Below are 25,688 nucleotides of genomic sequence, written 5' to 3' on the forward strand. Positions count from 1 at the left end.
ATTATGAAATTATGGCAAAAAGTTACCTTAGGGTTAATCTTAGGTATTATATTTGGTATATACTTACCACAATATGTTAATTATATTAAACCTATCGGTGACATTTTCTTACGCTTGATAAAAATGATCATTACCCCTTTAATTTTCTTTAGTTTGGTTTCCGGTATCACTAGTATGAATGATACTTCTGCCCTTGGCAGAGTAGGAATGAAAGCGGTAGCCGCTTTTTTAGGTACTACTTTTTTTGCCACGGTTTTTGGGCTTTCTGTTGCCTTAGTATTAAAGCCGGGAGTAGGCATACATATAGATTTTACCTCTTCAGGAACGACAAGTAGAACTTCATTTAATATAATTGATTTTTTTGTAAATATCGTCCCTGATAATGCTGTTGGGGCTTTTGCAAACGGTGATGTCTTGCAAGTTGTATTTTTTGCTATTTTTGTTGGGATTACCTTAAACAAAATGAAATCTGTCGGTGAACCTGTTACTGATTTAATTCATGTAATGTCAAAATTAATATTAAAAATGATATCGTTTGTTATTCAATTATCTCCTTACGGTGCTTTTGCTTTAACAAGCTGGATTGTAGGCATGCAGGGAGTTGAAGTAATGATTAGTTTATCGAAACTTGTTGTAGCGGTAGTTGTGGCGATGACATTTCAATATTTTGTTTTTGGCTTACTTATATATGTATTCTGCCGTGTTTCCCCTATACCTTTTTATAAAAAAAGTTTTGAATATCAGATACTTGCTTTTTCTACTTCAAGTAGTAAGGCAACTCTTGCAACTACTATGCAAGTTTGTCGTGAAAAGCTTGGCATTTCAGAGTCTAGTACTTCATTCGTACTTCCGATAGGGGCGTCAATTAATATGGACGGATTCGCCATAAATCTATCTCTTACTACTATATTCTTTGCTCAAATGATGGGAGTAACGCTTGCTCCTCATGACTATTTAGTAATTATTCTTACCTCAACACTTGGATCTATCGGCGGAGCCGGCATTCCCGGTGCCTCTTTGATAATGCTTCCTATGGTTCTTTCTTCAGTTCACTTACCTATAGAGGGAGTAGCAATTATTGCCGGTATTGACCGAATACTTGATATGCTACGTACTACTATCAATATTACCGGCGATGCAACAATTACTATGATTATAGATAACAGCGAAGATACTTTAGATAAGGAAGTATATTTATCTTAATTATATTAAGGCCGGATATCGTCATTGCGAGGAAATTGCATAGCAATTGACGAAGCAATCTCAGGAGTTTGTTATTATTTCATGAGATTGCCACGCTCCCTACGGTCGTTCGCAATGACGATTTGGTATCCATACAACAACGCCTACAAGTTTGCAGGATGATAACGCTCAAATTTCTTTCCACATTTTTCAATTTTTAATTTAAAAATGCTATTGACTTTAGAATCTAAAGTATGCATTACAATAGCTATATTAACTTAAAGTTGAGGATATATGTTAAATTTCCTAAATAATACTGCATCACAAAAAAGATTTGTATCTATAAATAATAGAACTACGGCAAGCGATTTACCTGAATCGTTTTGGCATTCTATTGCTGAAAATAGCTGTGATATTAATTGGAAAAATATACCATTACAAAAAAGTCCTTTTCAGATTGTTACTACTCAAGGTTTAATTCAAGAATTAAAACCCAAAACCATAATTGAATTTGGAAGTTTTAAAGGAGCTTCCGCCCTTTGGTTGGCTGATATACAAAGTTTATCAGTAAAAAACGGTAAAGTTATTAGTATAGATATCGATTTTGAAAATATTGATCAAGCCGTAAAAGGTGATAATAGAATAGAATTTTTACAAGGCGATTCTAATAAAGTAGAGGCAATATTCCCAAAAGAAAAAATATCCGAAATAGTACATCCCATAGTTTTAATAGAAGATGCTCATATTAATACTATAGGTATTTTAGAATATTTTCATAATAATATCTTTGAAGAAGGGGATTATTTCATCATTGAAGATACTAATATTGACTATAATAATGCTTGCTATGATGTTTGGCGGAAAACTTTAGATGAAAAAACTTGTATAGCAAAATTAGAAAATTTAAACAATAAAATCGTTAGATTAACTAGCTGGTTGAAAGAAAAAAAAGATTTATATCTAGTAGATACAAAATATGTAGATCCTTTCGGTATTATTAATGCTTCTAAAAATTGGAACTCAGTCATAAAAAAGATTTAAAGAGAATGACTGTGTATTATGAGAAAAGAAATTTATCTAAAAAATTTTAATATTAATAACGAGGAGACTTTAAATAATTTTACTAAAAATCCATATAAATCTACTGTATTTTTTAAAAATTTTTTAGAAAAAAATATGTAAATTATACAAAAGAAATTAAAGATGCCGTAAATAATAATGCAGAAATTATACATATAAAAAATATCGATCAAAAAAATTATAATATAATGACTCCCTATGACGGTGAGGTACGGGTTAGCGGAATAGAAGAGCTAATTTATCATATATATGGAGTAATAGGGATAATTGATAGTTTTCCTGTATTATATAAAGATGAAGATAAGAATATCATTAGAGCAGTAGCACCAAAATATAATTCTCATAATGAACGTAGCTCTCAATCGCCGTATAATGATTTAGATTGGCATGTAGATGCTGCATACCGTCCAATGACAGAGAAGAGTGATAACTTATCTCCTATAGTTGACTATTCAATTTTTGGGATTGTACATAAAGGACATGAGAATCTACCTATAGTATATATTAGCCTTAAAGATATATTAAATCAATTGAGCTACCAAGATATCTTAATCGGGTGTAGTAATGAATTTATAGTAACAAGTGCAGATTCTTTTTCATGTAAAATAGTGAGTAACAATCTCCCTTTATTAGTAGAACATGCTACCGGTTATTATAGCCGAATAAAAATGGATGCTATTCCCGAAACACAAAGAGCAGCAGGGTTTTTAAATAAAATTAGAGAAATCGTAGATCAAGAATCTATTCAAAACTATATATATGTTACTTCCGGTGATATTGTTGTATTAAGCAATAAAATGGTTTTACATAAAAGAGATAGCTATAGTCCTAAATGGGATGGAGAAGATCGTTATTTTATTAGAATATATTCAGTTAAAGATATCAACCAAGGTATATTAGCAAATTCTGCTCAACCTTGGATATGGGTATAGTAACCATAATACAGCTAAATTCACAAAACTTCAGACAAGCTAAATTTAAGGACGAGTCTGCAAAGCGTACATCAGTACGTGAGCACAGACGAGTCCTACAAAATTGCTTGTATCAAGCTTTGTGAATGATGCTGTACTAGACGGTTTTATGTAAATCACATAAAAACGTTATTGCGAGCAGGCATTGTTGCGTGGACCGGTAAATGCTCTTTATGTCATTCCAGCAACGGTGGGAATCCAGAAAATGACTGTCACCCCGTGGCTCGACCTATAGTACCGGACAATTTTTATTATATGTCATTCCCGCGTAGGCGGGAATCCAGTAAAGTAAAGCTTTTAAAAAAAGCTTTACTTTAAAAAAACTATGTAATAAAAAATCTTTAATTTTAAAGATTTTTTAATATGGGTCCCCGCTTTCGCGGGGATGACATCGAGATTTTTTAAAAAAATGTCCGGTACTATAGGCTTGACCACGGGGTCCAATTAAAAATACTAAAATTTAGTATTTTTAAGTTGTATTTTTGGATACCGCGATCAAGTCGCGGTATGACAACGGTGGATTCCCGCCTACGCGAGAATGATATAGAGCCGGCTTTTTGAGCCATGCAACAACGTCTACAGTCGCTCGCAATGACGGGGTGGTATCCACGCAATAACGCTATAAAAATTTTAAAAAAATTAGAATAGGTTTTTATCTTAACTTGTAAGATATAAATAGAAACACTACCAAAATTTAACGGTGAGAATTGAAAAGCTTTTTTATTTCTTTTTCCTTTTCTTTATTTCTTGTCTTAATGCTATTTCTTTCTTTTATAATTTTCTGTTTAGTTTCAAACGGAGCAAGAAATAAAGCAGCATAATATTCTCCATCAGAAGCATGTAATTTTCTATTAGCATCCACTGCTATCCAATTTAAAGCTCTTTTTCCTTTAAAATCTTTAATATTAGGATCTACTCCCTGTTCTAATAAAACACGAACAACTTCAACATTAAGATATGATGCTGCATACATAAGGGAAGTCATTCCGGTTTTAGAATTTTGAACGTTAGGATTAACACCTAGCTTAAGCAAAAGTTTTATTAAATCAGGATTATTTCTTTCTGCGGCTAGCATCATTCCGGTAATACCGTCTTCATATCTTAAATTAGGACTCATTCCCTGATTAATTAAAAATTCGGCAATTTCCGACTTCATAAATCCTATATTTATATGGATTAAACTCATGGATGCATCACGCTTTAATAAAAAATCGGCAATTTTTATATTATTATTCGATATAGCATAATCTAGAGGAACCCAACCCAAGCATGGTTGATTTACTCCGTATCCCTCATCTAATATCTTTTTTACTTCTTCAAGATTATCTGCCTTAATAGCATCTGCTATAGGTGTAATTGGGTCTCCGACTTTTTGATCGTACGTGACACCGTTCACATGTATCTTTTCAGTCTTAAACTCAAGTTTACATTCCTGAGCATGGATAGAAGGAATAATAAAAATAATTATAAACTTTAAAATTACTTGAATAATTTTCATATAATTAATCTAGGTACTATATAACTATGCAGCATTAAACCTTTATCGGTAAGAGAGATATTTTTATCTAACTTAATTAAATCTTGATTTTGATAATTCTGCAAGTTATTCATATCTAAAATATCAACTAATTTTGTGTTTATTTTCTGCTCTAGTTCAGCAATATTTATACCGCTTTTAAGACGTAAACCCATCATTAAAATCTCTTCGATTATTTCTTGATTTGTTAGCTTAGCATTAGTTTGAATACCGACATTTTTTGTTTTAACCGAGTCTAACCATTTTTCAGGTTTATGCCACATCATAATTGCCGATACCGAACTTGCCGGTTCAATTATTCTACTATGGGCTCCAGGACCTATACCTAAATAATTATTATAATTCCAATAAGTCAAATTATGCAAACATTCCTGATTTGCTAGAGCATAATTAGATATCTCATATCTCAAATATTTTTGAGATTCTAGATAATGATTCGTCCATTCATACATCTCAGCTGCTGCATCTGAATGCGGCAAAATCAGATTACCCTCCTTAAATAATTTATAAAAAGGCGTGCCTTTTTCGATAGTCAATTGATAAAGAGAAATATGGCCGTTTGCGAGTCGCATAGCTTGCTTTAACTCTTCTTGCCAATCTTTTAATTTCTGACCGCTACGTGCATATATTAAATCAAATGATACTCTTGGAAAAATCGAATTTGCTGCCTCAATTGTTTTGATGGCTTGCAAAGCATCATGAGTTCTACCTAATTTTTTTAAATCGTCTTCTTTTAAGGATTGTACTCCAATTGAAACACGATTAATTCCGGCGGATTTGAATGCTTTAAACTTCTCAGTTTCAAAGGATGTGGGATTAGTTTCTAGAGTTATCTCGGTTTGATTATCAATAATTGCTAGATTACTGATTTTATTTATTATTCCTGCAACGACTACAGGATTCATTAAAGAGGGAGTACCACCACCGAAAAAAATAGATTTAATGTATTTATTTTGAATAATATCTTTAAAATACTCTATTTCCGTTTCATAGGATTTAAGCCACTGATGATGATCTATAGTGCTTACCACATGAGAATTAAAATCACAATATGGACATTTTGACAAACAAAACGGCCAGTGAATATAAATGCTTAAATTATCTGCCGTCACTTTCATATTTTTTAAGAATTCAGGCAGTTTGTTGTAACTTCTCAATTTCTTCTTTTTTTAATCCGGTTGAAGCAATTATTAAGTCAGTTTTTAAACCGGCTTTGATTAAATTTTTTGCTATAATAATTTTTTCTTTTCTTCTGCCTTCTTGCAACCAATGATCTACTATACTTCCCATAATTTTTTCTCTTTTTTAGAATTTAATTTTGATTTAAGTATGTTTTCTACTTCCATTATATCACTTTGCTTAATCTTGGTCAAAGTATAGAATAAAAATAGCTCTATATAATCAATGCTAATATTAACTTTAGCAAATTTAGGTAAGAGATCAGCTATCTCTTCCCATCTTTTCAATAAATCACGTTCATGAATATGCTTCATGAAAAATTGTAAAATTCCGGACCAAGCATTTTTTTTCAATTCTTTATCAGATACATCATGCACGTTTATAAGTTGATAATCATTAGTCCAAGTAGCCTTTACCAATTCACTATTTTCAAATAATTCCCATAAATTTAAAGGAGCATTATATTTTTGTATGCCATTATAAAACACTAACGGATATATGAAAGGAAATTTCTTGCTTTTTGTTGTTTTCATATGATATTCGGCAATGTTTAACATATATACTCCGAAGTAAAATGAAGAGTCGGTAGACGAAGCTCAATTTGAAAAAGAGCAATGAGTCTGTAAGCCGAGGAGCGGAGCGTATACTAAATACGTGAGCATCCGAGGTCTTATAAAGACGACATAGCCAATTTTTCAAACTGAGCGAGTATACTTAAACAAGCGAAAAGCTATGTAATAATCAGGTGTACTTTGATGTTCTAATAATAAAAATAAGTAACCGTCTTCACTATTAAATTTAACGGAAAATAAAATATCTAATATGGATTTCTTAAGTGTTTTATCTACAAAACTATCTTTTTCCATTTTAAGAGTTTTAAAAGAAACCAAACTTTGTATATGAGGCGGTAAGTGCATTTGAAAAAACTCTTTGGCAACTATTGGATTTTCAAATGCACTACGTATAATCTCATCGTGCTTAAGATTTTTAGACATAAATGTTAATGATATACTGCACTATAAATACATCATTAATAATACTTTTGCAATTGTAAATTGAGGTAAATTAAGCTTTACAATTTTTGTTTATTAATCCAATATATATCACTCAAATATAAAATTCTTGTACCAGAAGATTATAAGGATAAATATATTATGTACATAGAATAAAATCGATTAGCCGAGATTTCAATAATAAATATTTTTAATTTAAGAGATATTATTAAAGTGATGAAAAAAATTACCTACTATTTTACAATTATTTTATTAACCTTTTGTGTTCAAGCTATGGGAAATAATAATGAACAAATATATAACCCGAAAGATACCAAATTTCTAGAAGGAGCTGAAGCTCTAAAATGGGCAAAAGAGCGTACTGATAAAACAGAAAAAGCTTTCCAATCTATGCCGGAATATAAACCAATAAAAAAAGAAACAGAATCTATTTTCTATGACCAAAGAAAAACTCCATATGGTATTATCCGTAAAGGTTACGTGTATAATTTTTGGATGGATGATAAAAATCCCCAAGGGTTATGGCGTAGGACGTTAGTTGAGAATTACTCTAAAGATAAACCAAATTGGGAAGTTCTAATCGATTTTGATAAATTATCCAAAAAACTCGGTAAAAAAGTAATGTATCGAGGTGGAAGTGATTGTTTTCAAAACCCTAATCGTTTCTTAATTACCATGTCATTTGGCGGTAAGGATGAGATGTTTTTTAGAGAATGGGATTTAGAGAAAAAAGATTTTGTAAAAAATGGTTTTGAGCCAAAAACAAGTAGCGGAAAATTACTAGAAGGTAAATTTACTGTCCCTACTTGGGTTGATCAAAATACTATTATATTTAATCCAGTTTTGAATAAAGAGGAAGTTACTGACTCTTTATATCCTAACTCGCTCTACATATGGAAGCGAGGAGAACCTATAGAGAAAGCCAAAAAACTATTTGAAATACCAAAGAATTATATACGTGTATCAGGCGGTAAGCTTTTATCCGATAATATTTCTTCATCTTTAATATTTATATCTGCAGATAAGGATTTTTATAATTACGATAATTATATTTTAGATACTAAAGATGAGAGCTTAAAATTACAAAAAATAAATATGCCATCAGATGCAACACCTGAAGGTTCTTTTAAAGAATATGTATTTTGGCTGCTGCGTTCCGATTGGCAATTTAAAGATAGTAATATAAAAGCAGGCTCACTTGTTGCCATACACTACGCTGATCTTCTAAAAGAAGATAACGATAAAGCTAGCTTAAAAATATTATTTACCCCAACAGAGAGAGAAGTATTTTATTTTGTAGGAATGACTAAAGATACAGTATTTTTAACTAGCTATGAGAATGTTATTTCAAAAGTAGTAACATTTACATTAGAAAATAATGAATGGACAAAACCGGTAACTTTAAAACTGCCCTATGAAAATGCAATTTTTGGTATGTTGTCTGATGATGAGGAAGAAGATGCACTAATTACTATAGAAAATTCTATAGTGCCGCCAACTATCTATTTATGGGATAAAACTCATGAATTAAAAGTTATTAGAAAGCCTTTATATCCGTTCGATAGCAAAAATTATGTTGTAGAGCAGAAGGAAGCAACAAGCTCGGATGGAGTTAAAATAACATATTTTATTGTCTATAAAAAAGGTATAAAATTTGACGGTAAGAATCCAACATTACTTGAAGCATATGGTGGTTTTCAAGTAATCAACTCTCCATATTTCTCTCGCATGGAAAATGAAGTATGGGTTAAACATGGTGGAGTGAGTGTTCTTGCTAATATCAGAGGAGGCGGAGAATTTGGTCCTGAGTGGCATAAGGCGGCTCAAGGAATAAAACGTCAAACCGGCTTTAATGATTTTATTGCAGTAGCAGAGGATTTAATAAAGTAAAATATTACTAGCCCTGAGTATTTAGGAATTAAAGGAGGAAGTAACGGCGGATTGCTAGTAAGTGTTGCAATGACTCAGCGTCCCGATTTATTTGGAGCTATAGCATGCGAAGTACCGATACTTGATATGGTACGCTATAAAGAATTTGGAGCAGGACATTCATGGGTAACTGAATATGGAGATCCGGAAAATCCAAATGATTTAGTACATATTAAAAATTATGCACCTTTAGAAAATTTATCTTTAACTCAAAAATACCCAACTGTGTTAATTATAGATTCAGTATTAGATCAGCGTGTACACCCATGGCATGGAAGAATTTTTGAGTATGTACTTGAGCAAAACCCAAATACTAAAACTTACTTTCTAGAAAGTGGAGATAGTGGGCATGGTAGTGGTAGTGATTTAAAAGATAGTGCCAATTATTTTATCAATATCTATACATTTTTTGCAAATACTTTGAAATTGAAGATTGATTAGACCTGTCATTGTAAGCCGGCACGGGCGTTGTTGCATGAATACCCACACCCGTCATTGCGAGCGGTCGAAGACCGTGCGGCAATCCAGTAAAAATGCTAATTTTTAGCATTTTTTATTACTTTTTCTGGATTGCCACGTCGCTTTCCTCCTCGCAAGACATTGTTGCGTGGATACCGATGTCATTCCCGCGTAGGCGGGAATCCAGCATAAAGCGAGATAAATCGAGCTTTTAATTTCAAAAATTTGCTGTATTTATACTTTTTTTCTGGATTCCCGCTTTCGCGGGAATGACATAAAGAGCATTTACCGGTCCACGCAACAACGCCTCCTCACAATGACGGTTTTAGTATCCACACAACAATGCCTAGCTGGAATGACATAAACTAGCCACACAACAACACCAAAAGTTGCTCGCAATGACGGTAAAACCCTCTACGCAATAATGCCGTTTTACGAAAACAATTTTCCAATTCCGTTACGTAATAGATTTTTAGGATTCATTTTACTGGCTTTTTTCATCATCTCACTTATTTGCTTATATTGCTTTAGCAAAATATTTACCTTTTGTACCGTAGTCCCTGCTCCAGCAGCTATACGTTTTCTACGAGAAGCATTAATGATGTCAGGATTCTCACGTTCTTTCAGCGTCATAGATAAAATAATTGCTTCTTGATGTTCAATTATTTTACTATTTAATTTTGATTGATCTATTTGATCCATAATTTTACCGCTACCCGGTAACATGCTAAGTATACTACCAAAACCTCCCATTTTTTTTATGCTTCTCATTTGCTGAAGATAATCATTTAAATCAAACTTACCTTTTTTCAATTTAGCTGCCGTTTTTTCGGCTTCTTCTCTATCAACAATACTAGCTGCTTTTTCAACAAAAGAGATAATATCACCCATATCAAGTATTCGAGAAGCTAAACGTTCAGCATCGAATTCTTCTAAATCAGTTAGTTTTTCACCGCTACTTAAAAATTTAATCGGCTTTTTAGTAATATATTTTACGCTGAGTGCCGCGCCGCCCTTGGAATCGCCATCAATTCTAGATAAAATTAATCCTGAAATTTCTAACTTTTCATTAAAGCTATTTGCCGTAACTACTGCATCCTGTCCCGTCATACTATCAATTACTAACAAAGTTTCCGTAGGCTCCACTATCTTTTTTATTGCAAGAGCTTCCTCCATCATCTCTTTATCAATTTGTGTACGACCTGCCGTATCATAAATTACGACGCCATAAGCAGAAATTTTAGCCTCGGCAATAGCTCTTTTGACAATATCAAGAGGTTTCTCACCTTGCACAATAGGTAATGAATTAATCTGTACTGAGTTTGCAAGTATAGCAAGTTGCTCTTGTGCGGCCGGTCTGTAAGTATCCAAAGAAACAAGTAAAACTTTTTTATTTTGATTTTTAAGTCGTAAAGCAAGCTTACTACTCGCCGTAGTTTTACCGCTCCCTTGCAGCCCTACCATTAGGAAATTTACCGGCGGCTTTGAATTTAAATTTAGCTTTGTCTCACTTTCACTTGAAGCTAAGAGATTTATCATCTCTTCATGAATAATTTTAATTATCATCTGCCCCGGTGAAACGGATTTAATAACTTCCTGTCCGAGTGCCTTTTGTTTAACTTCCGCTATAAAATCTTTTATCACCGGTAATGCAACATCCGACTCTAAAAGAGCTACTCTTATATCCCGCATAGCAGCATCTATTTGGGCTTCTGTTAAAATCCCTGAGCTGACTAACTTATCAAAAATCTTCGTTAAATTTTGTGTTAAAGTTTTAAACATGTAAATAATTGTATTTAATAAGGTTCTAATATATTTCGCCCCATATGTTTTAGCAACAATATATTTTGTTGTTTTATGTAGGCGTTGTTGCATGGATCGATTTTCCGTTGTCATCCTAGCTAGCTTGTAGCGGAATCCAGTTTAAAATACTAAAATTATTAGTATTTCAAGTTGTTTTTATGAACCACGTGGTCAAGCCAATAGTACCGGACAATTTCTATTCTATGTCATTCCCGCGTAGGCGGGGATGACATAGAGGTCTTTTCAAAAACTGTCCGGTACTATAGGTCAAGCCACGGGGCGACACAACGGGTTTTACCTATCCATGCAATAACGCCTTTTATGGATAACGTGGAAAGGAACGTAGTGATATCGTGTTAATTACTAAAAAACTCATTCACCACTAATATATAACCTGTTTTTAAGTCTAAATCATAATCAACGGTATTATATATTAACTTTTTTATATCGGTAAATTTTTGTAGTAAATAGGAAGGATGCTTATTTGGCAGTTTATCAAAAATCTTATTTTCTAAATCTAGAAGCTCAATATTGACGTTAGCGGATTTTTTAAGAATTCTATTCAATAATAATAATAAATTATCAATAAAATCTAGCCATAATTCTCGGTCTTTAGTAGTAAAACGATTAATAAAATCTAACGTTTCATTATTTGCTATCGGCTGAATAAATTGAAGATATAATTCATTTATAGAATGAGGTTGAGATGAGCTAACATTAATTTTAAAGCATCTTGATCTAATTGTAGATATAATACTTGCAGCTCTTGAAGTAATTAAAAAAATGTAACTATTCTTTGGTGCATCTTCAAGAATTTTTAAGCATGAATTCGCCGCATTTAAATTCATAAGATCAGCCGCATAAATTACGGCAACTTTATAACCTGAAATTGCAGAAGTTTTACTTAAGAAATCTTGTAATTTTCTTATTTGTTCAATAGAAATATTTTTAGCATTAGATGTAGTTGAAGTTTCCCTAGCGATGAAATGATAATCAGGATTGTTTTCAAGAGGAATGCTATTCTTAAAAAGCTTACTATATATAAAATCTTCTAAATCTTTTAAAGCTTGCTCTATATTTTCGGCTTCGATAAGCCAACTATTATATAGCTTATTATGTTTTAAGTTAAACTCTAGGCGTTCAATTATCAATGGTTGTAATATCGTTATGAATTGTACTTAAGAATTGTTCTATATCATTCCGGCTTTTGCAGAGCATTAGACATCTTTCCAAACCGACTTATAGAGAGAAATTTAAAGGATACACGGAGCACAGAACCGCAGCGTATACAAAAACATACGTGAGGATTCGAGTACCGGATCGACGTATAAATTAGCTCTAGAAGAGAAGTTTGGAAAGATGTCTTTGCATGAGCCGGTTTTTCTAGGGTCACCCCGCAAGCTTGTAACGGGGTTTGGAAATTATCAGTATTGTAATAAGTTACTTCTTTTAATTACAAGCTTCTTTCATTTTTCTTCCAGCTCTAAAAGTAGGTTGATTGTAAGCATCTATTTTCATTTTTGCTCCGGTTTTTGGGTTACGACCCTCACGTGCTTTTCTATGATGTATTTCAAATGAACCGAAGCCTGTTATATTAATATTATGGTGGCTCTTTATAGCACTAATCACACTATCAAGAACTAAATTAAGTGCTTTCTCAGCATCAGCTTTTGTTAATGTTTTATGTGAAGCATGTTTATGATTATGACCATGGTCGGTCATAAATGCTATAAATTCGGTTTTATTCATTTTTTTTGGTTCTTTTTTGTTATGTGTACTCATAATAAAATCAACTCTCCTTTAATGGGTTAATATGTATTGATGTTTTTTTATAAAACAATATATACAACTGGCAATAATATACATCAATATATTTTTTTATGTGAGTTAATTATAACAAACTACCCACATACTGCAAATGCCAGTTATTTACAAAGTTTAAAATATATACGTTATTATATTAATTTATAGAAAAATGTAGCCATTTTACATCAGTTATACTGTTAAAACTATCTTAATCAAGTGAAAATTTATCATTAAAACCCTAATTTATTGTCAATAGTAAATTACAAAAGCTAATTTTCTACTTTGTAAAAAATTATAAGTTTTTTAATAAAAAACAATATATACTTAATTTATTATATAATAAGTTGGAAACCATCTTTCACTTTTTATATAGAATATTTCTAACCGAATAGTAGATTTATGTAATAATTCTCTATTCACATTAAATTTAGAATAAAATTTTTAAAGAAAAATATATTAACTCCAATGTTATTGTCTGAAATTTGTATTAAACGCCCTGTCTTTGCTACAGTTTTGAGTTTGGTTATCGTAGCTCTTGGAGCAATTTTTTTTACCAAACTACAAATTAGAGGAACTCCGGATATTTCAGTTCCCATTATAAATGTCGAAGCTCATTATGCAGGTGCCGATGCTTTATATATGGAAAAAGAAATAACGACGCGTATAGAAAAAGCTTTAAAGACGGTTAAAAATTTAGATTATATAACTTCTCAAAGTTCTACAGGCGAAAGTAGTATTACTTTATCATTTTTACTATCTACCGATATTGAAGTAGCATTAAACGATGTTCGTTCTAAAATATCGGATATCACTTATATGTTCCCGCAAGATATGAAAGCCCCATCAGTTGCAAAACTTGACGCCGATAGTTTCCCAAGCCTCTTCATAAGTGTTGAAAGTGATCAATATAGCGATTTAGAATTAACAAAGATCGTCGAAGATAATCTACAAACACCTTTAGATAAACTTGAAAGTGTAGGACAGTCACAAATTTACGGCGGTCGGGAATATATAATGAGAATAGAACCTGACTCCAAAAAATTATATCAACATAAAATTTCTTTATTGGAGATTGAATCCGCAATAAAAGAGCAAAATAAAGATTATCCCGCAGGTACGATTAAAACAAAAAGTAATAATTTTATAGTCACTCTTGAAGGTTCTTTATCTACACCGGAAGAATTCGGTAATATTATTCTAAAAGTACAAAACGGAGGTATCATAAAATTACGAGATATAGCGAAAATATCTTTAACCTCTCCCGATGAGGACATAATTTTCAGATATAACGGCAAAAGCTCCATTGCTCTTGGTCTTATAAAAGAATCAAAAGCTAATGTCATAGATTTATCAAATGAAGTAACTAAAGAGCTAGAAAGAATTAAAGAATCTATGCCCAAAGGAATAAGCATGGGTATCGCATATGATGGTGCAACACCTGTAAAAGCATCAATTTATGCGGTATTTCAAACAATTTTTGAAGCTTTAATATTAGTAGTTTTAGTCACGTATTTATTTCTTGCTTCTGCTAAAATTACTTTAATTCCGTTTGTGACGATTCCGGTATCGTTGATCGGTACTTTTAGCGTAATGTATGCTTTCGGATTTTCTATTAATATATTTACGCTCCTTGCTATGATACTTGCTATAGGTTTAGTCGTCGATGATGCGATAGTTATGCTTGAAAATATTTTTAGATATAATGAAATGGGGCATAAACCCATGGAAGCAGCTTTACTTGCTTCTAAAGAAATCGGCTTTGCAATCATTGCTATGACTATTACGCTTGCTGCCGTATTTTTACCCGTCGGTTTTATAGAGGGTTTTATCGGGAAATTATTTATTGAATTTGCTTGGACTTTAGCATTTTGCGTTTTGTTCTCAGGATTTGTTGCTTTAACTTTAACTCCTATGATGTCAAGTCGTATGGTTACAAAACATAATACGGACTTACCGAAATTCTTAGTAAAGTTTAACGACATTCTACAATTTATTCAAAATAAATATATTTACTATCTAAAGCTAACTTTTGACAATAAAAAGAAGTTTGTCATCATTATTGCATCATCTTTTATAGTGTTGATTATTAGTTTTAAATTTACTCAAAAAATTTTCGTACCCCAAGAAGATGACGGATTTTTACAAGTTTCTCTTAAAGGACCCGAAGGTTCTAGTTTAGAATCCTCTACTAAAGTAGTGAAAGAAGCCGAAAAAATCCTTGCTAATTATAAAGATATATTAGGTTATCTGATGGTAATAGGTGCAGGCGGTAGTGATAATGTTTTTGGATTCATTCCGTTAAAAGATTGGGGTGAGCGTTCTCGTTCCCAAGAAACTATTAAAAATATGTTAAATAAGCAGTTTTCCGAAATCCCGGGCATGTCGATTTTCGCTATGGATCCACGTTCAATGGTTAGCGGGAATGCAAGTAGCCCTATCGAGTTTACTATTCAAACGAACCTTGAATATGATGATTTAGATAAAATATCACAACAATTTATTGATATAATGAAAACAAATCCTATTTTCTTAAACGTCAATAGAAATTTACAATCGGCAATGCCGACTATAAGTATAGAAGTCAACCGTGATAAGGCTTATTTATACGGAATGGATTTAGCAAATATAGGCAAAACGGTACAATATTTACTTGCAGGTCAACAAATCGGGGATTTTAGAATGGGTAATGATTTATATGACGTTATATTGCAATTTAATCAAAAAGATCGAAAAGATATTAGTGATTTTAGTAAAATTTTAATCAGAGCAAAAAATAATAATATGTTACCGCTTGAATCTATAGCTAATATTACGGAAAAAATATCAGTAAAATCATATAGTCATTATAATAATTCAAAATCCGTTACTATTTCTTCCGATCTTGCTCCTGACGGAAAAATTAATGATGCAATTAATGAAATCAATAAAATAACCGCTAAGTTACTTGACCCTAGTAATACTATAATTGAATATATCGGCGAAATTAAACAAATGAGAGAGGCAGACAGTAATATGCTTATAACATTTGTATTTGCTCTTGTATTTATCTATTTAGTGCTTGCAGCTCAATTTGAAAGCTTTACTGACCCTTTATTAATATTACTCGCCGTACCTTTCTCAATAACCGGCGGTGTACTTGCTCTCTGGCTTGCCGGTAATAGCCTTAATATGTATAGTAATATCGGACTTATTACTTTAATTGGATTAATTACTAAGAATTCTATTATGATAGTAGAATTTGCTAATCAGCTAAGAGAAAAAGGAGTAAAGGTTCAAGAAGCTATAATAGAATCCTCAAAACTTCGCTTGCGTCCAATTCTAATGACTACCCTTGCTGCTGTAGTGGGAGCTTTACCTCTAGTCTTTGCAGATGGAGCCGGTGCTGCTGCTCGTAATTCTATAGGCTTTGTAATAGTTGGAGGATTAAGCATCGGTACTATATTTACAATTTTTGTTATACCTGTAATATATCAAACTTTTAAGAAGGATTAATAAATTATAGAATTATAAAATTTAGTAGACATATCGCTCAAAATGAGAAATGATGATTTTACGTTTAATTAATAAGGAGCTTAAATATGTTAATAAATACCTCTAGTAATCCACTTATTACAGTTATCCATTTACTATCTTCTATAGGTGCTATAAATTGGGGCTTAGTCGGATTGTTTAATTTTAATTTAGTTACACTTTTATTCGGCTCATTTCCAATTATTGTTACAATACTTTATATAATTATAGGCTTTTGTGGTGTATATTCTTTCCTTTGTTTAGGTAAGCTATTTTGTAAACCCGGAATAGAAAAGGCGAAGTAACTCTATCTTTTCGTCATTGCGAGGAGCGAAGCGACGTGGCAATCTCGTGCCAAATTCCTGAGATTGCCTCCACCCTCTGCTATGCATCTCCTCGCAATGACGGCTCAGGTATTCATGCGGGCAATACCTACCGACAATGACGACTTAACAACCTAACTTGTGCTATAGCAGTTATTGCTGCTGTTTCAGCACGTAATATATTATTTCCTAAACTTACAGATTTTGTATTCTTATATGAGGCAAGAAGTCCCAGCTCATCATCGGTCAAGCCTCCTTCCGGTCCTATAATAATAGTTATATCACTATTACTAAGTGATGATAAAATTCGTAATATAGAATTTTCTTCTTTTTCATGTTCATTAGCATATAACATCAAATTATTATTCTGTTTAAGGTAATCTTGTATTGTGATAGCTTTTTCAATTATCGGAGGAGTAAGACGTTCTGATTGCTCTGTTGCTTCAATAACACATTTCGTTAAACGTTCAATATTTATCGTTCTAAATTGACACCGCCTAGTAATTAACGGAATAATTTTAGTTATACCGAGTTGCGTAGCCATATTTATTGCAAGCATTAATTTATCTTGCTTTATTATAGCAGCAGCAAGAGTTAATGCAGATTCTGTATACGGCTTTTTTAACTGTTCTTTAAGCCTAACCGATAGCTTATGCTTACCTATATAGGTAATTTGTGCTAAAAATTCTCCATCCGTACCGTTAAAGATACGCAAGCCATCATTTACTTTAAGACGTAGCACCGTTTTAACATAATGCACATGATCGTTTGCTAATTCTATCTTGCTATTTTCAGCTAAATGACTATTAATATAGATACGGTTATACTTCATATATACTCGATGAACTTGAAAAATTGGCTACGTCGTCTTTGTAAGTCCTCGGATGCTCACGTATCATTATACGCTCCGCTCCTCGGCTTACAGACTCCTTGCTCTTTTCCAAGTTGATCTTCGTATATCAACTCTTCACTTCGCAGGAGTGTTAATTATGGATAATAAAAAAGACAATATATCAGAAGAAGAAAAATTGCCAAAAGAAAAAGAAATCGGCGGCGTTAAAGGTTTAGAACCGACAAGATACGGTGATTGGCAGCATAAAGGTAAAGTAACTGACTTCTGATGGCTTTTTTCCAGCAAACAAAAATTTTACTCTATAAACCGCAAGAATTGTTTGATTTGGTCTGGGACGTCAAATCTTATCCTAAATTCTTGCCTTGGTGTTCTGCTTCTAGAATCATTTCAGAAGATAAATATGAGATCATTGCTGAGTTAGTAATTCAGTTAAAAGGCTTTTCAGAAAAATATAACTCACGAGTTACAAGCGAAATAACCGATGATGGAATATATTTGATTAATACGGTAGCTATTTCAGGACCTTTTGAATATTTAAAAAGTACTTGGCAATTTGTTCCATGCACGGCAGGAACTGAATTAAAATTCTTTATTGATTTTAAAATGAAGTCCGTAATACTGGATAAATTAATTGGTACTTATTTTACCAAAGCAACCGAAAAAATGATTATAGCTTTTGAAAAGAGAGCAAAGGATGTTATTAAATAAAAAAGAGTAAGATTATAGATCTATAACCTTACTCTTTAGAAAATTTTGTATTTAGTTACTAGGCAATATCAGATATATATCCTTCATCTTTCTCATCTCCTAAGATTTGAGTTTGATCATCATTAAGATTATTATAATCAAGGCTATAAAACTGCTCTTCTTGCTCTTCGCTAGTACTAGAAGTGTGGTGGTTAAATAATGCTTCATAAGCTTCCTTTATTTCAGCATATTTTTGTATTTCTTTTGAAAGTTCTACTTCTTTATTTTGCATAGCTTTCTCTGTACCATGCCATAGCTTACTTGTCAAATTTGGCTTGTATTCTGCTAATTGCTTATTTTTGTAACTTTCTCTCTTTTCAACAGTTCCTAAACTTAAAGCTTTTTCAATATCGTCACTTGAATAGCCATTTTGTATTAGCTGCTGAATAATACAACAGAAAGAATACTAGTATCTAGAACTAATTTATTTGTATATTGTCCTTTCACGCCAGGTATTTCCTGATATAACGCACGATCTGTTGATTCTACTATTTCATAACCACCATTATGTTTGTAACCAACGCCGTCTTCTGTTAAACTTAAGGTTGACACACGAGTTATTGCATTAGATATTATCTTACCATTTGTTCCTTCAATATATTTACCGGTAAATTTATCCACACCGTTTTTATCTATAGCAGTACCGTATACAAAACTTCCTAACCCCGAAACAGCCAAATACTCTTCAACCTTAGTTGCTTCATGAGCTTTAGTAAGTAAAAAGCTTTATTTGTTCATTACTATCCATAATGCCTTTTGCCCCGTAACTAGTACCAAAAACAGCCCCTGTTATTAAAGGTATTTTGCTTAGCCAACTACTAGATGAAAAAAAACTACTTATTCCTGCAAGAAAACTTCTTGATGCTAGTTTTGTATAAAAACTATAATCTGCTTTTGCTTTTTCTATTAAAGATAAGTAAGTAATAGGTTTATTACTTCCGAATAAATTACGTACTAATAATGTAAACATAATTTATCTCCTTGCTTAAGTTACCATGTTTCATGGTTTTTAAATATAACGCAAATGCACTATATAACAAAGGTAATCAAATGTCAACTTTTATTTAATAACAAGTTAATTAATGTTAATACTAGACATTTTTTAGAAAAAACCATATTTTATAGTAATAGTGATAAAAAAGAGGTAGATATGTCTAAGCACAAAAATTCTAAACATATTAGCACTAAAAAACTTGCTTATATAGGGTTAGACCTCGCATATAAAACAGATGATTTAAATGTTTATAATCTAGAAGCATCAAAGGTCAATGAACAATTAACAGATAGCGGCTGGGAAATACTGACTGCTTCATGTGATTATATCAACACTGCTAAATATGGTTATAAAGCTGTTGCATTTATAAATAAAGAAACTAAAGAAGTTCATATTGCTAGTGCCGGTACAAAATTCAATATATATGATTTACTAGACGACTTACTTATCGCTCTTCATTATTTACCTACTAAACTAACTCCACTTCAGGAATTTGTTAATGAAGTAATTAACAAATTAGACGGCTTAAGTAAAGCCACAGAATATATTTTTAATACTAGCGGTCATTCACTTGGAGCAATAACTGCAGATTTAACTTCAGTAGAAATACATTCTCGCAACTTACATTTTAATAAATCTACAACTTTTGACAGCCCTGGCTCAAAACCAATAATTGAAAGAGGCATAGAAAAAAATTTATTTACCGGAAAAGTAACAACTCCAATAGAAGAGCTAGCTACCCATTCCAAGATATATAATGCAAAACATAATCTTATTAATATTACTAATAAGCATTTGGGAAAAACGACAATGGTTCTTCCTGGTAAAAAAACAGAACTATCACAATCAGAAGAATGGGCATCATATTTATATAATTTTGCCAAACAAAAAGCTACAAAATATCTAGGAATTAATGGAATAGTTGAAGGCTTTGAGGAAATAATAGCCGGAATCAGTAAACATGGGCTTGTTAATTTTTTTGATTTAAAACAGAATATTACTTTAACCGTAGATGATTGGGAAGCAGGAACACAAGAATATGCTAAAAATACTCTAAATTTAAAAAATAATTTATATAATCAAATAGTTGAAACTGTAACCGGAGCTAATTTAGTTGGGATATATAATAATTTTCAAAGCTGCGGTCAAGAATATGCTCAGGAAGTCAAAACAACAGGAGATATAAGTGGTTATCATCTAGTATGTTAAATAAAAAAATAACATATATATAGTAAATTTATATATGTTATTTCTTATTTAGAGCAACTAAATAGATTTCCGTAGATTCGCTGCGGCTGGATGAAGGTTTAAAATGTTTTACCGTCCTAAATTCGCGCTTCACTTTATTTAATAATTCATTTTCTGCACCGCCACGAAAAATTTTAGCAATAAAATGACCGGAGGGTTTTAATACTTTTAAAGCAAATTCAAAAGCTTGCTCACATAAAAGTAAGGTTCTTATATGGTCTGTAGCTTTATGACCTATGGTATTTGATGCCATATCACTCATTACTATATCAGCTTTACCGTCTAAAGCCTGAATAATTAATTCTTCCGTATTTTCTTCAAAAAAATCTTTTTGAAAAAACTCAACTTCAGCAATAGGTTCGATTTCTAACAAATCGATAGAGATTATTTTATTATTTAGGCTATTATCCGAAGCTTTAATAAGCTTGGAAGCTACTTGACTCCACCCCCCAGGAGCTGCTCCTAGATCAACAATTTTCATGTTAGGATTAAAAAGTTTAAATTTTCCATGGATTTCAAGTAGTTTATATGCAGCTCTCGACCTAAAGCCTTCAAGACGTGCTTTTGCAACATACGGATCGTTTAATTGGCGTCTAAGCCAATTACTAGAAGAAACGGTGCGTTTTTTAGAAGTCTTAACTCTAACGAATTTATTTCTATAACCGCTTAAATTATTTGTCATGAAATTTTATTATTTTCTTGAGCTATTTTGTCTAATATTGAATTCACAAAACCAATCTCGTGTTCATTTAACATATCATTTGCTATGTCCGTATATTCGTTGATTACTACTTTAGCAGGAGTAGTAGGGCAAAATAATAGCTCACATATACTAACCCGCAATAAAGCTCGGAGTAAGATCGGCATATGTGCAGGATCTTTATCGTTTGTTAAATGATTGTCGATAATTTCGTCTAGTTTATTAATATTTTCAAATACTGACTTTACCAGCATTTTAAAATGACTTATACTTAATGATATTTTTAAATTCTCAGGTAAAGCTGTTGTAGAATTATTATTTTGATAAAAAGAAAGTACATTTTGCATGATATCATCCATATCATCATTATTTTGCAATATGTTTTGATAAATAGCTTGCACTGCTGCAATACGTGCAATCGACTTTTTATTAATTTTATTTGAACTCATAGAGAAAAGAAATTTAAAATTTAATTTTTGTTATTGCGAGAGAGTATTACTTGCGTGGATACCAAATCGTCATTGCGAGCAGCCGTAGGCTGCGTGGCAATCTCGTCAAATATCCTGAGATTGCTTCGTCAATTACTTCGTAATTTTCTCGCAATGACGTGGAAAGGGATTCCTATAACAATATCACTCACAACAACGAAATGATATCTATAACCTTGCAATTTATACCTTAAAATAATTTATTAGTAAACTTATAAAATTTTTATGCTATCTATAATCGGATTTATTATAACCATCAGCATCTTGGTATTTATCCATGAATTTGGGCATTATTGTATTGCTAGATATTTTAATGTAAAAGTTGAAGAATTCTCGATAGGTTTCGGTAAAGAACTAATAGGCATTACCGATACAAGAGGAGTTAGGTGGAAGATTTGTCTTATACCGCTTGGCGGCTATGTCAAGATTTACGGCTATGATCGCAGCCTTATGGATAAGACTAAAGAAGTTAACGAAAAAGTAGCTTTTTATGCTAAATCTTGTTTAGAACGTTTTTTAATAGTTGCGGCAGGTCCGTTAATTAATTATTTGCTTGCCGTAATAATATTTGCAGGCTTTTATTGTTACTTTGGAAAAACAGAGATTCCTCCTATAATAGGTGATGTAGTAGCTTCATCACCAGCAGCGAGAGCAGACTTAAGAGAAGGAGATAAAATTGTTAAGGTTAACGATAAATCTGTTAAAGATTTTGGGGACGTACAGAGAGAGATATTAATTAACGGCTTTAGCTCTTCTACTTTAACTATAGAAAGAAAAAGTGAAGAATTTACCGTTAATATAATGCCTCAAGAAATAATTATATCGCCTCCCGAAGAAAAGAAAGTTAAGAAAACTCTTCGCATCGGTATTATAGCTAAAAATGAACCTATTCATACTAAAATAGGAATTTTAGGAGGATTTTGGGAAGCTATTAATACTACTATAGATATGTCTGCTTTAACTCTAAAAGCAATATCGCAAATGATTGTAGGAAAACGTTCATTCGATGAGATAGGAGGACCGGTAGCTATTGCTAAAGAATCAGGAAAATCTATAGCTGGCGGAACCCAAATGTATCTATTATTTATAGCAATGCTTTCCGTTAATTTAGGATTACTTAACTTACTACCTATACCGGTACTTGACGGCGGACATTTGATATTTATACTCTATGAAGCAATTACCGGTAGATTACCGAATCCTAAAACTAAAAATATTTTATTACAATTAGGAGCGGCAATAATAATTTTTCTTATTATAATCTCTGTTTCTAACGATATACAAAATTTATTTTCCTAAATTATAGATTTGCTTGCTCTCGTTTATATTATCTACTATAGTGGAGTACATTAATTATGTTTAAATGCATTCTTTGTCGTCATTTCGAGGAGACGTTGTTGCATGGTTCAAAAATCGTCATTGCGAGGAAATTACAAAGTAATTGACGAAGCAATCTCAGGAGTTTGTTATTATTTCATGAGATTGCCACGCAGCCTATGGCTGCTCGCAATGACGGTTAATATTTAAATCTTAAAGAAGGTTTTAGGTGAAAATCAGATCAATTAGTAAGTTAACAATTTTATTATTAACGATTTTTTATTATCATATTTCATTAGCTGACTCTGTAATTCGTAAAATAACTATCGAAGGTAACCATAGGGTTGAGCGTTCTACTATTGAGAGCTATTTAAAGCTTAAGGTAGGAGAAACCTATAATAATTCTAAAGAAGATGAAGCAATAAAAAATTTATATGCCACCTCACTTTTTAGAAATATAAATATACATATAACAAATGAGGGTAATTTAATAGTTAACGTTACTGAAACGCCTTTTATAAGTAGCGTAGTATTTAGCGGTAATTCTAAAATCAAAACTAATATGCTCGCTAAAGAAATTTATACAATGTCTGGCGAATCTCTTAGCCAAGCTAAAATCGAATTAGATGTAAAGAAAATATTGGAAATTTATAAACGTAGTGGACGTTTTGCTACCACGGTAACGCCTAAAATCGAAAATTTAGAAAACAACAGAGTTAAGGTTATTTTTGATATAGCAGAAGGACCAAAAACCGGTATTAAATATATTTATTTTAGCGGTAATGAAAATTATAGTGATTCAGAACTTAAATCTATTGTTTTAACTAAAGAATCTCGTTGGTTTCGTTTTTTAGAAAGTAACGATACTTACGATCCTGATAGAGTGGAATATGATAAAGAATTACTGAGAGAGTTTTATCAATCTGTAGGTTTTGCAGATTTTAGAGTAATTTCGGCATCGGCAGAACTCAATAATACTAAAGAATATTTCACCCTTACCTATTCCATTGAAGAGGGAGAAAAATATAGCTTCGGTAATGTTACGATAGATAATAAATTAACTAATATAAATATAACACCGCTTAATAAAATTGTTAATATTAAGCAAGGCAAGGTTTTCAATATGAAAACGGTTGATGAGATAGCTGAAAAAATCGGAGAATATTTTACAGCAAACGGTTACCCTGCGGTAAATGTTTATCCGGATATAATGAAAAATGCTAATCATACTGCAGATATTAAATTTATTATTGAGAAAGCCGATAAGGTTTATATTAATAAAATTAATATTATTAATAACCTTAAAACCGAAGACCATGTTATAAGAAGAGAATTTAAAACAGAAGAAGGGGACATAATTAACCGTTCATATATTGAAAAAGGTGAGCGTAACCTTAGAAATTTAGATTATTTTGAGAAAGTAGCAATTAGCTTAGCTCCGACTAAAGCTAAAGATAAATATGATGTTAACGTTGAAGTTGATGAAAAATCTACTTCCTCTATAGGTTTTGATTTAGGATATAATACTGCCGGCGGTTTATTCGGGCGTTTCTCTTTCTTAGAGCGTAATTTAGTCGGTACCGGTAAACTACTTAATGCCGGTGTACAAGTAAGTAAAAACAGTACAAGCTATTACGGCGGTATTACCGAACCGCATTTTTTAGATCGTGATTTATCACTTGGCGTAAATGCTTTTAGAAATTATACCGGACGCGGTGCTAGTGTATTAAATACAACCGATCAAAGCTATAAGTTACACTCTATAGGGGTTAAAACTTCTCTTGGCTATGAAATTAAAGAGGATCTAGGTCACGAAATAGATTATTTAATTAAACGTGATATTTTAAGTGCACCGAGTCCATCAAGCTCAATATTCTTAAATGAGCAGATGGGAAGATTTATTACTTCTGCTATAGGACATACTATTACTTATGATCAAACCGATAATAAAATTGTTCCAAAGAACGGTTATTTAGTAAGCGGCACCCAAGAATTTGCCGGCGTTGGAGGTGATAACAAATATATAAAACATGAAGTTGACGGTAAATATTATAAATCTTTCATACATAACAAGCTTACTTTAAAATTATCTGCTTCCGGTGGTGATATTGCAGGGCTTGGAGGAAAAATTATTAGAATTTCCGATCGCTTTAATTTAGGTGATTATAGTTTAAGAGGCTTTGCAAGCGGTGGTGTAGGACCTCGCGAAAAGGTCACTAATGAAGGACTTGGCGGTGAGCGATATTACACATTCTCAACAGAGCTTAATTTCCCAACACCTGTACCTGAGGAATTTAATTTAACCGGTGCAGTCTTTATGGATTTAGGAAGCGTATGGGGAGTAGGTTTAAACAAGAAACAATATCAAACTCCAAACGGTTTTTATAATGATAAATCGCTTAGAGCTTCCGTTGGTTTCGGCTTTATTTGGGTAACACGTTTTGCACCGATCAGAATGGATTGGGGTTTCCCAGTTAAGAAGAAGAAATATGACGATACGCAGCATTTCCATTTAAGATTTTCAACGCATTTATAAAAATGCTTCATTG

18 protein-coding genes and 7 pseudogenes are annotated in these 25,688 nt (G+C 32.1%); 12 read left to right on the plus strand and 13 right to left on the minus strand.

All coding sequences use genetic code 11. From position 1 onward, the window contains the following. Positions 1–3 precede the first annotated feature (3 nt). From RF_RS05835 to RF_RS11605, 3 genes are all read left to right on the plus strand, one after another. The gene (locus RF_RS05835; protein ID WP_011271407.1) at positions 4–1,203 is read left to right on the plus strand and encodes a dicarboxylate/amino acid:cation symporter; all 1,200 of its coding nucleotides are present in this window, start codon (positions 4–6) and stop codon (positions 1,201–1,203) included. Positions 1,204–1,476: 273 nt separating this feature from the next. Continuing rightward, positions 1,477–2,223, plus strand: coding sequence for a CmcI family methyltransferase (locus tag RF_RS05840; RefSeq protein WP_011271408.1), 747 nt, complete (start codon positions 1,477–1,479; stop codon positions 2,221–2,223). A 227-nt stretch (positions 2,224–2,450) separates the two neighbouring features. Next, the gene (locus RF_RS11605; protein WP_011271409.1) at positions 2,451–3,194 is read left to right on the plus strand and encodes a Fe(II)-2OG oxygenase family protein; all 744 of its coding nucleotides are present in this window, start codon (positions 2,451–2,453) and stop codon (positions 3,192–3,194) included. Positions 3,195–4,164: 970 nt separating this feature from the next. Here RF_RS11605 and RF_RS12045 read toward each other — a convergent pair. The 5 genes and pseudogenes from RF_RS12045 to RF_RS11615 all read right to left on the minus strand — a co-directional run. Beyond that, positions 4,165–4,419: pseudogene (locus RF_RS12045) on the minus strand (ankyrin repeat domain-containing protein); the annotation flags it as partial. Between the two features lie 33 nt (positions 4,420–4,452). Continuing rightward, positions 4,453–4,731, minus strand: a pseudogene (locus RF_RS12050) (ankyrin repeat domain-containing protein); the annotation flags it as partial. Further along, positions 4,728–5,888 carry a radical SAM family heme chaperone HemW gene (gene hemW, locus RF_RS05870; protein WP_011271411.1) on the minus strand — a complete coding sequence of 387 codons (1,161 nt, stop codon included), beginning with the start codon at positions 5,886–5,888 and terminating at the stop codon, positions 4,728–4,730. The pseudogene RF_RS12050 and the gene hemW, both read right to left, overlap by 4 nt. Positions 5,889–5,901: 13 nt before the next feature. Beyond that, positions 5,902–6,060, minus strand: a complete 159-nt coding sequence (locus RF_RS10810) for a hypothetical protein (protein WP_011271412.1) — start codon at positions 6,058–6,060, stop codon at positions 5,902–5,904. Further along, complete coding sequence (locus RF_RS11615) at positions 6,048–6,506, minus strand: Rpn family recombination-promoting nuclease/putative transposase (RefSeq protein ID WP_011271413.1); 459 nt, start codon at positions 6,504–6,506, stop codon at positions 6,048–6,050. The genes RF_RS10810 and RF_RS11615 overlap by 13 nt, the downstream gene beginning before the upstream one ends. Positions 6,507–6,550: 44 nt before the next feature. Here RF_RS11615 and RF_RS11620 point away from each other — a divergent pair. Further along, positions 6,551–6,653 (plus strand): annotated as a pseudogene (locus RF_RS11620) (palindromic element RPE5 domain-containing protein). Between the two features lie 9 nt (positions 6,654–6,662). Here RF_RS11620 and RF_RS05885 read toward each other — a convergent pair. Next, positions 6,663–6,944: pseudogene (locus tag RF_RS05885) on the minus strand (Rpn family recombination-promoting nuclease/putative transposase); the annotation flags it as partial. Between the two features lie 234 nt (positions 6,945–7,178). On the opposite strand from RF_RS05885, the pseudogene RF_RS05890 reads away from it, so the two are divergent. Beyond that, positions 7,179–9,332, plus strand: a pseudogene (locus RF_RS05890) (prolyl oligopeptidase family serine peptidase). Positions 9,333–9,782: 450 nt separating this feature from the next. On the opposite strand, the gene ffh reads toward RF_RS05890, so the two are convergent. From ffh to RF_RS05905, 3 genes are all read right to left on the minus strand, one after another. Next, positions 9,783–11,132 (minus strand): signal recognition particle protein, encoded by a 1,350-nt coding sequence (gene ffh / locus RF_RS05895; protein ID WP_041405362.1) that lies wholly within the window; start codon positions 11,130–11,132, stop codon positions 9,783–9,785. 377 nt (positions 11,133–11,509) lie between these two features. Next, the gene (locus RF_RS05900) at positions 11,510–12,304 is read right to left on the minus strand and encodes a DNA polymerase III subunit delta' (RefSeq protein WP_011271418.1); all 795 of its coding nucleotides are present in this window, start codon (positions 12,302–12,304) and stop codon (positions 11,510–11,512) included. 298 nt (positions 12,305–12,602) lie between these two features. Then, complete coding sequence (locus RF_RS05905; RefSeq protein ID WP_008579420.1) at positions 12,603–12,935, minus strand: HU family DNA-binding protein; 333 nt, start codon at positions 12,933–12,935, stop codon at positions 12,603–12,605. Positions 12,936–13,424: 489 nt separating this feature from the next. Between RF_RS05905 and RF_RS05910 the strand changes: the two genes are divergently transcribed. Both RF_RS05910 and RF_RS05915 read left to right on the plus strand, forming a co-directional pair. Further along, the gene (locus tag RF_RS05910; protein WP_011271419.1) at positions 13,425–16,451 is read left to right on the plus strand and encodes an efflux RND transporter permease subunit; all 3,027 of its coding nucleotides are present in this window, start codon (positions 13,425–13,427) and stop codon (positions 16,449–16,451) included. Between the two features lie 86 nt (positions 16,452–16,537). Beyond that, positions 16,538–16,774, plus strand: coding sequence for a DUF378 domain-containing protein (locus RF_RS05915; RefSeq protein ID WP_011271420.1), 237 nt, complete (start codon positions 16,538–16,540; stop codon positions 16,772–16,774). A 127-nt stretch (positions 16,775–16,901) separates the two neighbouring features. Here the strand turns inward: RF_RS05915 and RF_RS05920 are convergent, their stop codons facing one another. After that, positions 16,902–17,624 carry a 16S rRNA (uracil(1498)-N(3))-methyltransferase gene (locus RF_RS05920; RefSeq protein WP_011271421.1) on the minus strand — a complete coding sequence of 241 codons (723 nt, stop codon included), beginning with the start codon at positions 17,622–17,624 and terminating at the stop codon, positions 16,902–16,904. 9 nt (positions 17,625–17,633) lie between these two features. On the opposite strand from RF_RS05920, the pseudogene RF_RS12055 reads away from it, so the two are divergent. Both RF_RS12055 and RF_RS05925 read left to right on the plus strand, forming a co-directional pair. Continuing rightward, a pseudogene (locus tag RF_RS12055) lies at positions 17,634–17,913 on the plus strand (DUF1674 domain-containing protein). Next, positions 17,913–18,353, plus strand: coding sequence for a type II toxin-antitoxin system RatA family toxin (locus RF_RS05925; protein WP_011271423.1), 441 nt, complete (start codon positions 17,913–17,915; stop codon positions 18,351–18,353). The pseudogene RF_RS12055 and the gene RF_RS05925 overlap by 1 nt, the downstream one beginning before the upstream one ends. A 58-nt stretch (positions 18,354–18,411) precedes the next feature. Here the strand turns inward: RF_RS05925 and RF_RS05930 are convergent. After that, a pseudogene (locus RF_RS05930) lies at positions 18,412–19,362 on the minus strand (hypothetical protein). A 180-nt stretch (positions 19,363–19,542) separates the two neighbouring features. Here RF_RS05930 and rlip point away from each other — a divergent pair. Beyond that, positions 19,543–20,595 (plus strand): secreted effector lipase Rlip, encoded by a 1,053-nt coding sequence (rlip, locus tag RF_RS05935; RefSeq protein WP_041405363.1) that lies wholly within the window; start codon positions 19,543–19,545, stop codon positions 20,593–20,595. 37 nt (positions 20,596–20,632) lie between these two features. Here the strand turns inward: rlip and RF_RS05940 are convergent, their stop codons facing one another. Next, the gene (locus tag RF_RS05940) at positions 20,633–21,316 is read right to left on the minus strand and encodes an RlmE family RNA methyltransferase (protein ID WP_011271428.1); all 684 of its coding nucleotides are present in this window, start codon (positions 21,314–21,316) and stop codon (positions 20,633–20,635) included. After that, the gene (gene nusB, locus RF_RS05945) at positions 21,313–21,783 is read right to left on the minus strand and encodes a transcription antitermination factor NusB (protein ID WP_011271429.1); all 471 of its coding nucleotides are present in this window, start codon (positions 21,781–21,783) and stop codon (positions 21,313–21,315) included. The genes RF_RS05940 and nusB overlap by 4 nt, the downstream gene beginning before the upstream one ends. 264 nt (positions 21,784–22,047) lie before the next feature. Here nusB and rseP point away from each other — a divergent pair, with 264 nt between their 5' ends. Both rseP and bamA read left to right on the plus strand, forming a co-directional pair. Continuing rightward, positions 22,048–23,121, plus strand: coding sequence for an RIP metalloprotease RseP (gene rseP / locus RF_RS05950; RefSeq protein WP_011271430.1), 1,074 nt, complete (start codon positions 22,048–22,050; stop codon positions 23,119–23,121). A 247-nt stretch (positions 23,122–23,368) separates the two neighbouring features. Further along, positions 23,369–25,675: an outer membrane protein assembly factor BamA gene (gene bamA / locus RF_RS05955; protein ID WP_011271431.1), complete on the plus strand. Its 2,307-nt coding sequence runs from the start codon at positions 23,369–23,371 to the stop codon at positions 25,673–25,675. Positions 25,676–25,688 lie beyond the last annotated feature (13 nt).

It is taken from the genome of Rickettsia felis URRWXCal2 (assembly GCA_000012145.1).
Lineage (GTDB): Bacteria > Pseudomonadota > Alphaproteobacteria > Rickettsiales > Rickettsiaceae > Rickettsia > Rickettsia felis.

Bases quoted from the DNA above. Each gene is read 5' to 3' on its own strand.
- RF_RS05835 (WP_011271407.1), top strand. From the start codon at position 4: ATGAAATTATGGCAAAAAGTTACCTTAGGGTTAATCTTAGGTATTATA.
- RF_RS05840 (WP_011271408.1), top strand. From the start codon at position 1,477: ATGTTAAATTTCCTAAATAATACTGCATCACAAAAAAGATTTGTATCT.
- RF_RS11605 (WP_011271409.1), top strand. From the start codon at position 2,451: ATGACTCCCTATGACGGTGAGGTACGGGTTAGCGGAATAGAAGAGCTA.
- hemW (WP_011271411.1), bottom strand. From the start codon at position 5,888: ATGAAAGTGACGGCAGATAATTTAAGCATTTATATTCACTGGCCGTTT.
- RF_RS10810 (WP_011271412.1), bottom strand. From the start codon at position 6,060: ATGGGAAGTATAGTAGATCATTGGTTGCAAGAAGGCAGAAGAAAAGAA.
- RF_RS11615 (WP_011271413.1), bottom strand. From the start codon at position 6,506: ATGTTAAACATTGCCGAATATCATATGAAAACAACAAAAAGCAAGAAA.
- ffh (WP_041405362.1), bottom strand. From the start codon at position 11,132: ATGTTTAAAACTTTAACACAAAATTTAACGAAGATTTTTGATAAGTTA.
- RF_RS05905 (WP_008579420.1), bottom strand. From the start codon at position 12,935: ATGAGTACACATAACAAAAAAGAACCAAAAAAAATGAATAAAACCGAA.
- RF_RS05910 (WP_011271419.1), top strand. From the start codon at position 13,425: ATGTTATTGTCTGAAATTTGTATTAAACGCCCTGTCTTTGCTACAGTT.
- RF_RS05915 (WP_011271420.1), top strand. From the start codon at position 16,538: ATGTTAATAAATACCTCTAGTAATCCACTTATTACAGTTATCCATTTA.
- RF_RS05920 (WP_011271421.1), bottom strand. From the start codon at position 17,624: ATGAAGTATAACCGTATCTATATTAATAGTCATTTAGCTGAAAATAGC.
- RF_RS05925 (WP_011271423.1), top strand. From the start codon at position 17,913: ATGGCTTTTTTCCAGCAAACAAAAATTTTACTCTATAAACCGCAAGAA.
- rlip (WP_041405363.1), top strand. From the start codon at position 19,543: ATGTCTAAGCACAAAAATTCTAAACATATTAGCACTAAAAAACTTGCT.
- RF_RS05940 (WP_011271428.1), bottom strand. From the start codon at position 21,316: ATGACAAATAATTTAAGCGGTTATAGAAATAAATTCGTTAGAGTTAAG.
- nusB (WP_011271429.1), bottom strand. From the start codon at position 21,783: ATGAGTTCAAATAAAATTAATAAAAAGTCGATTGCACGTATTGCAGCA.
- rseP (WP_011271430.1), top strand. From the start codon at position 22,048: ATGCTATCTATAATCGGATTTATTATAACCATCAGCATCTTGGTATTT.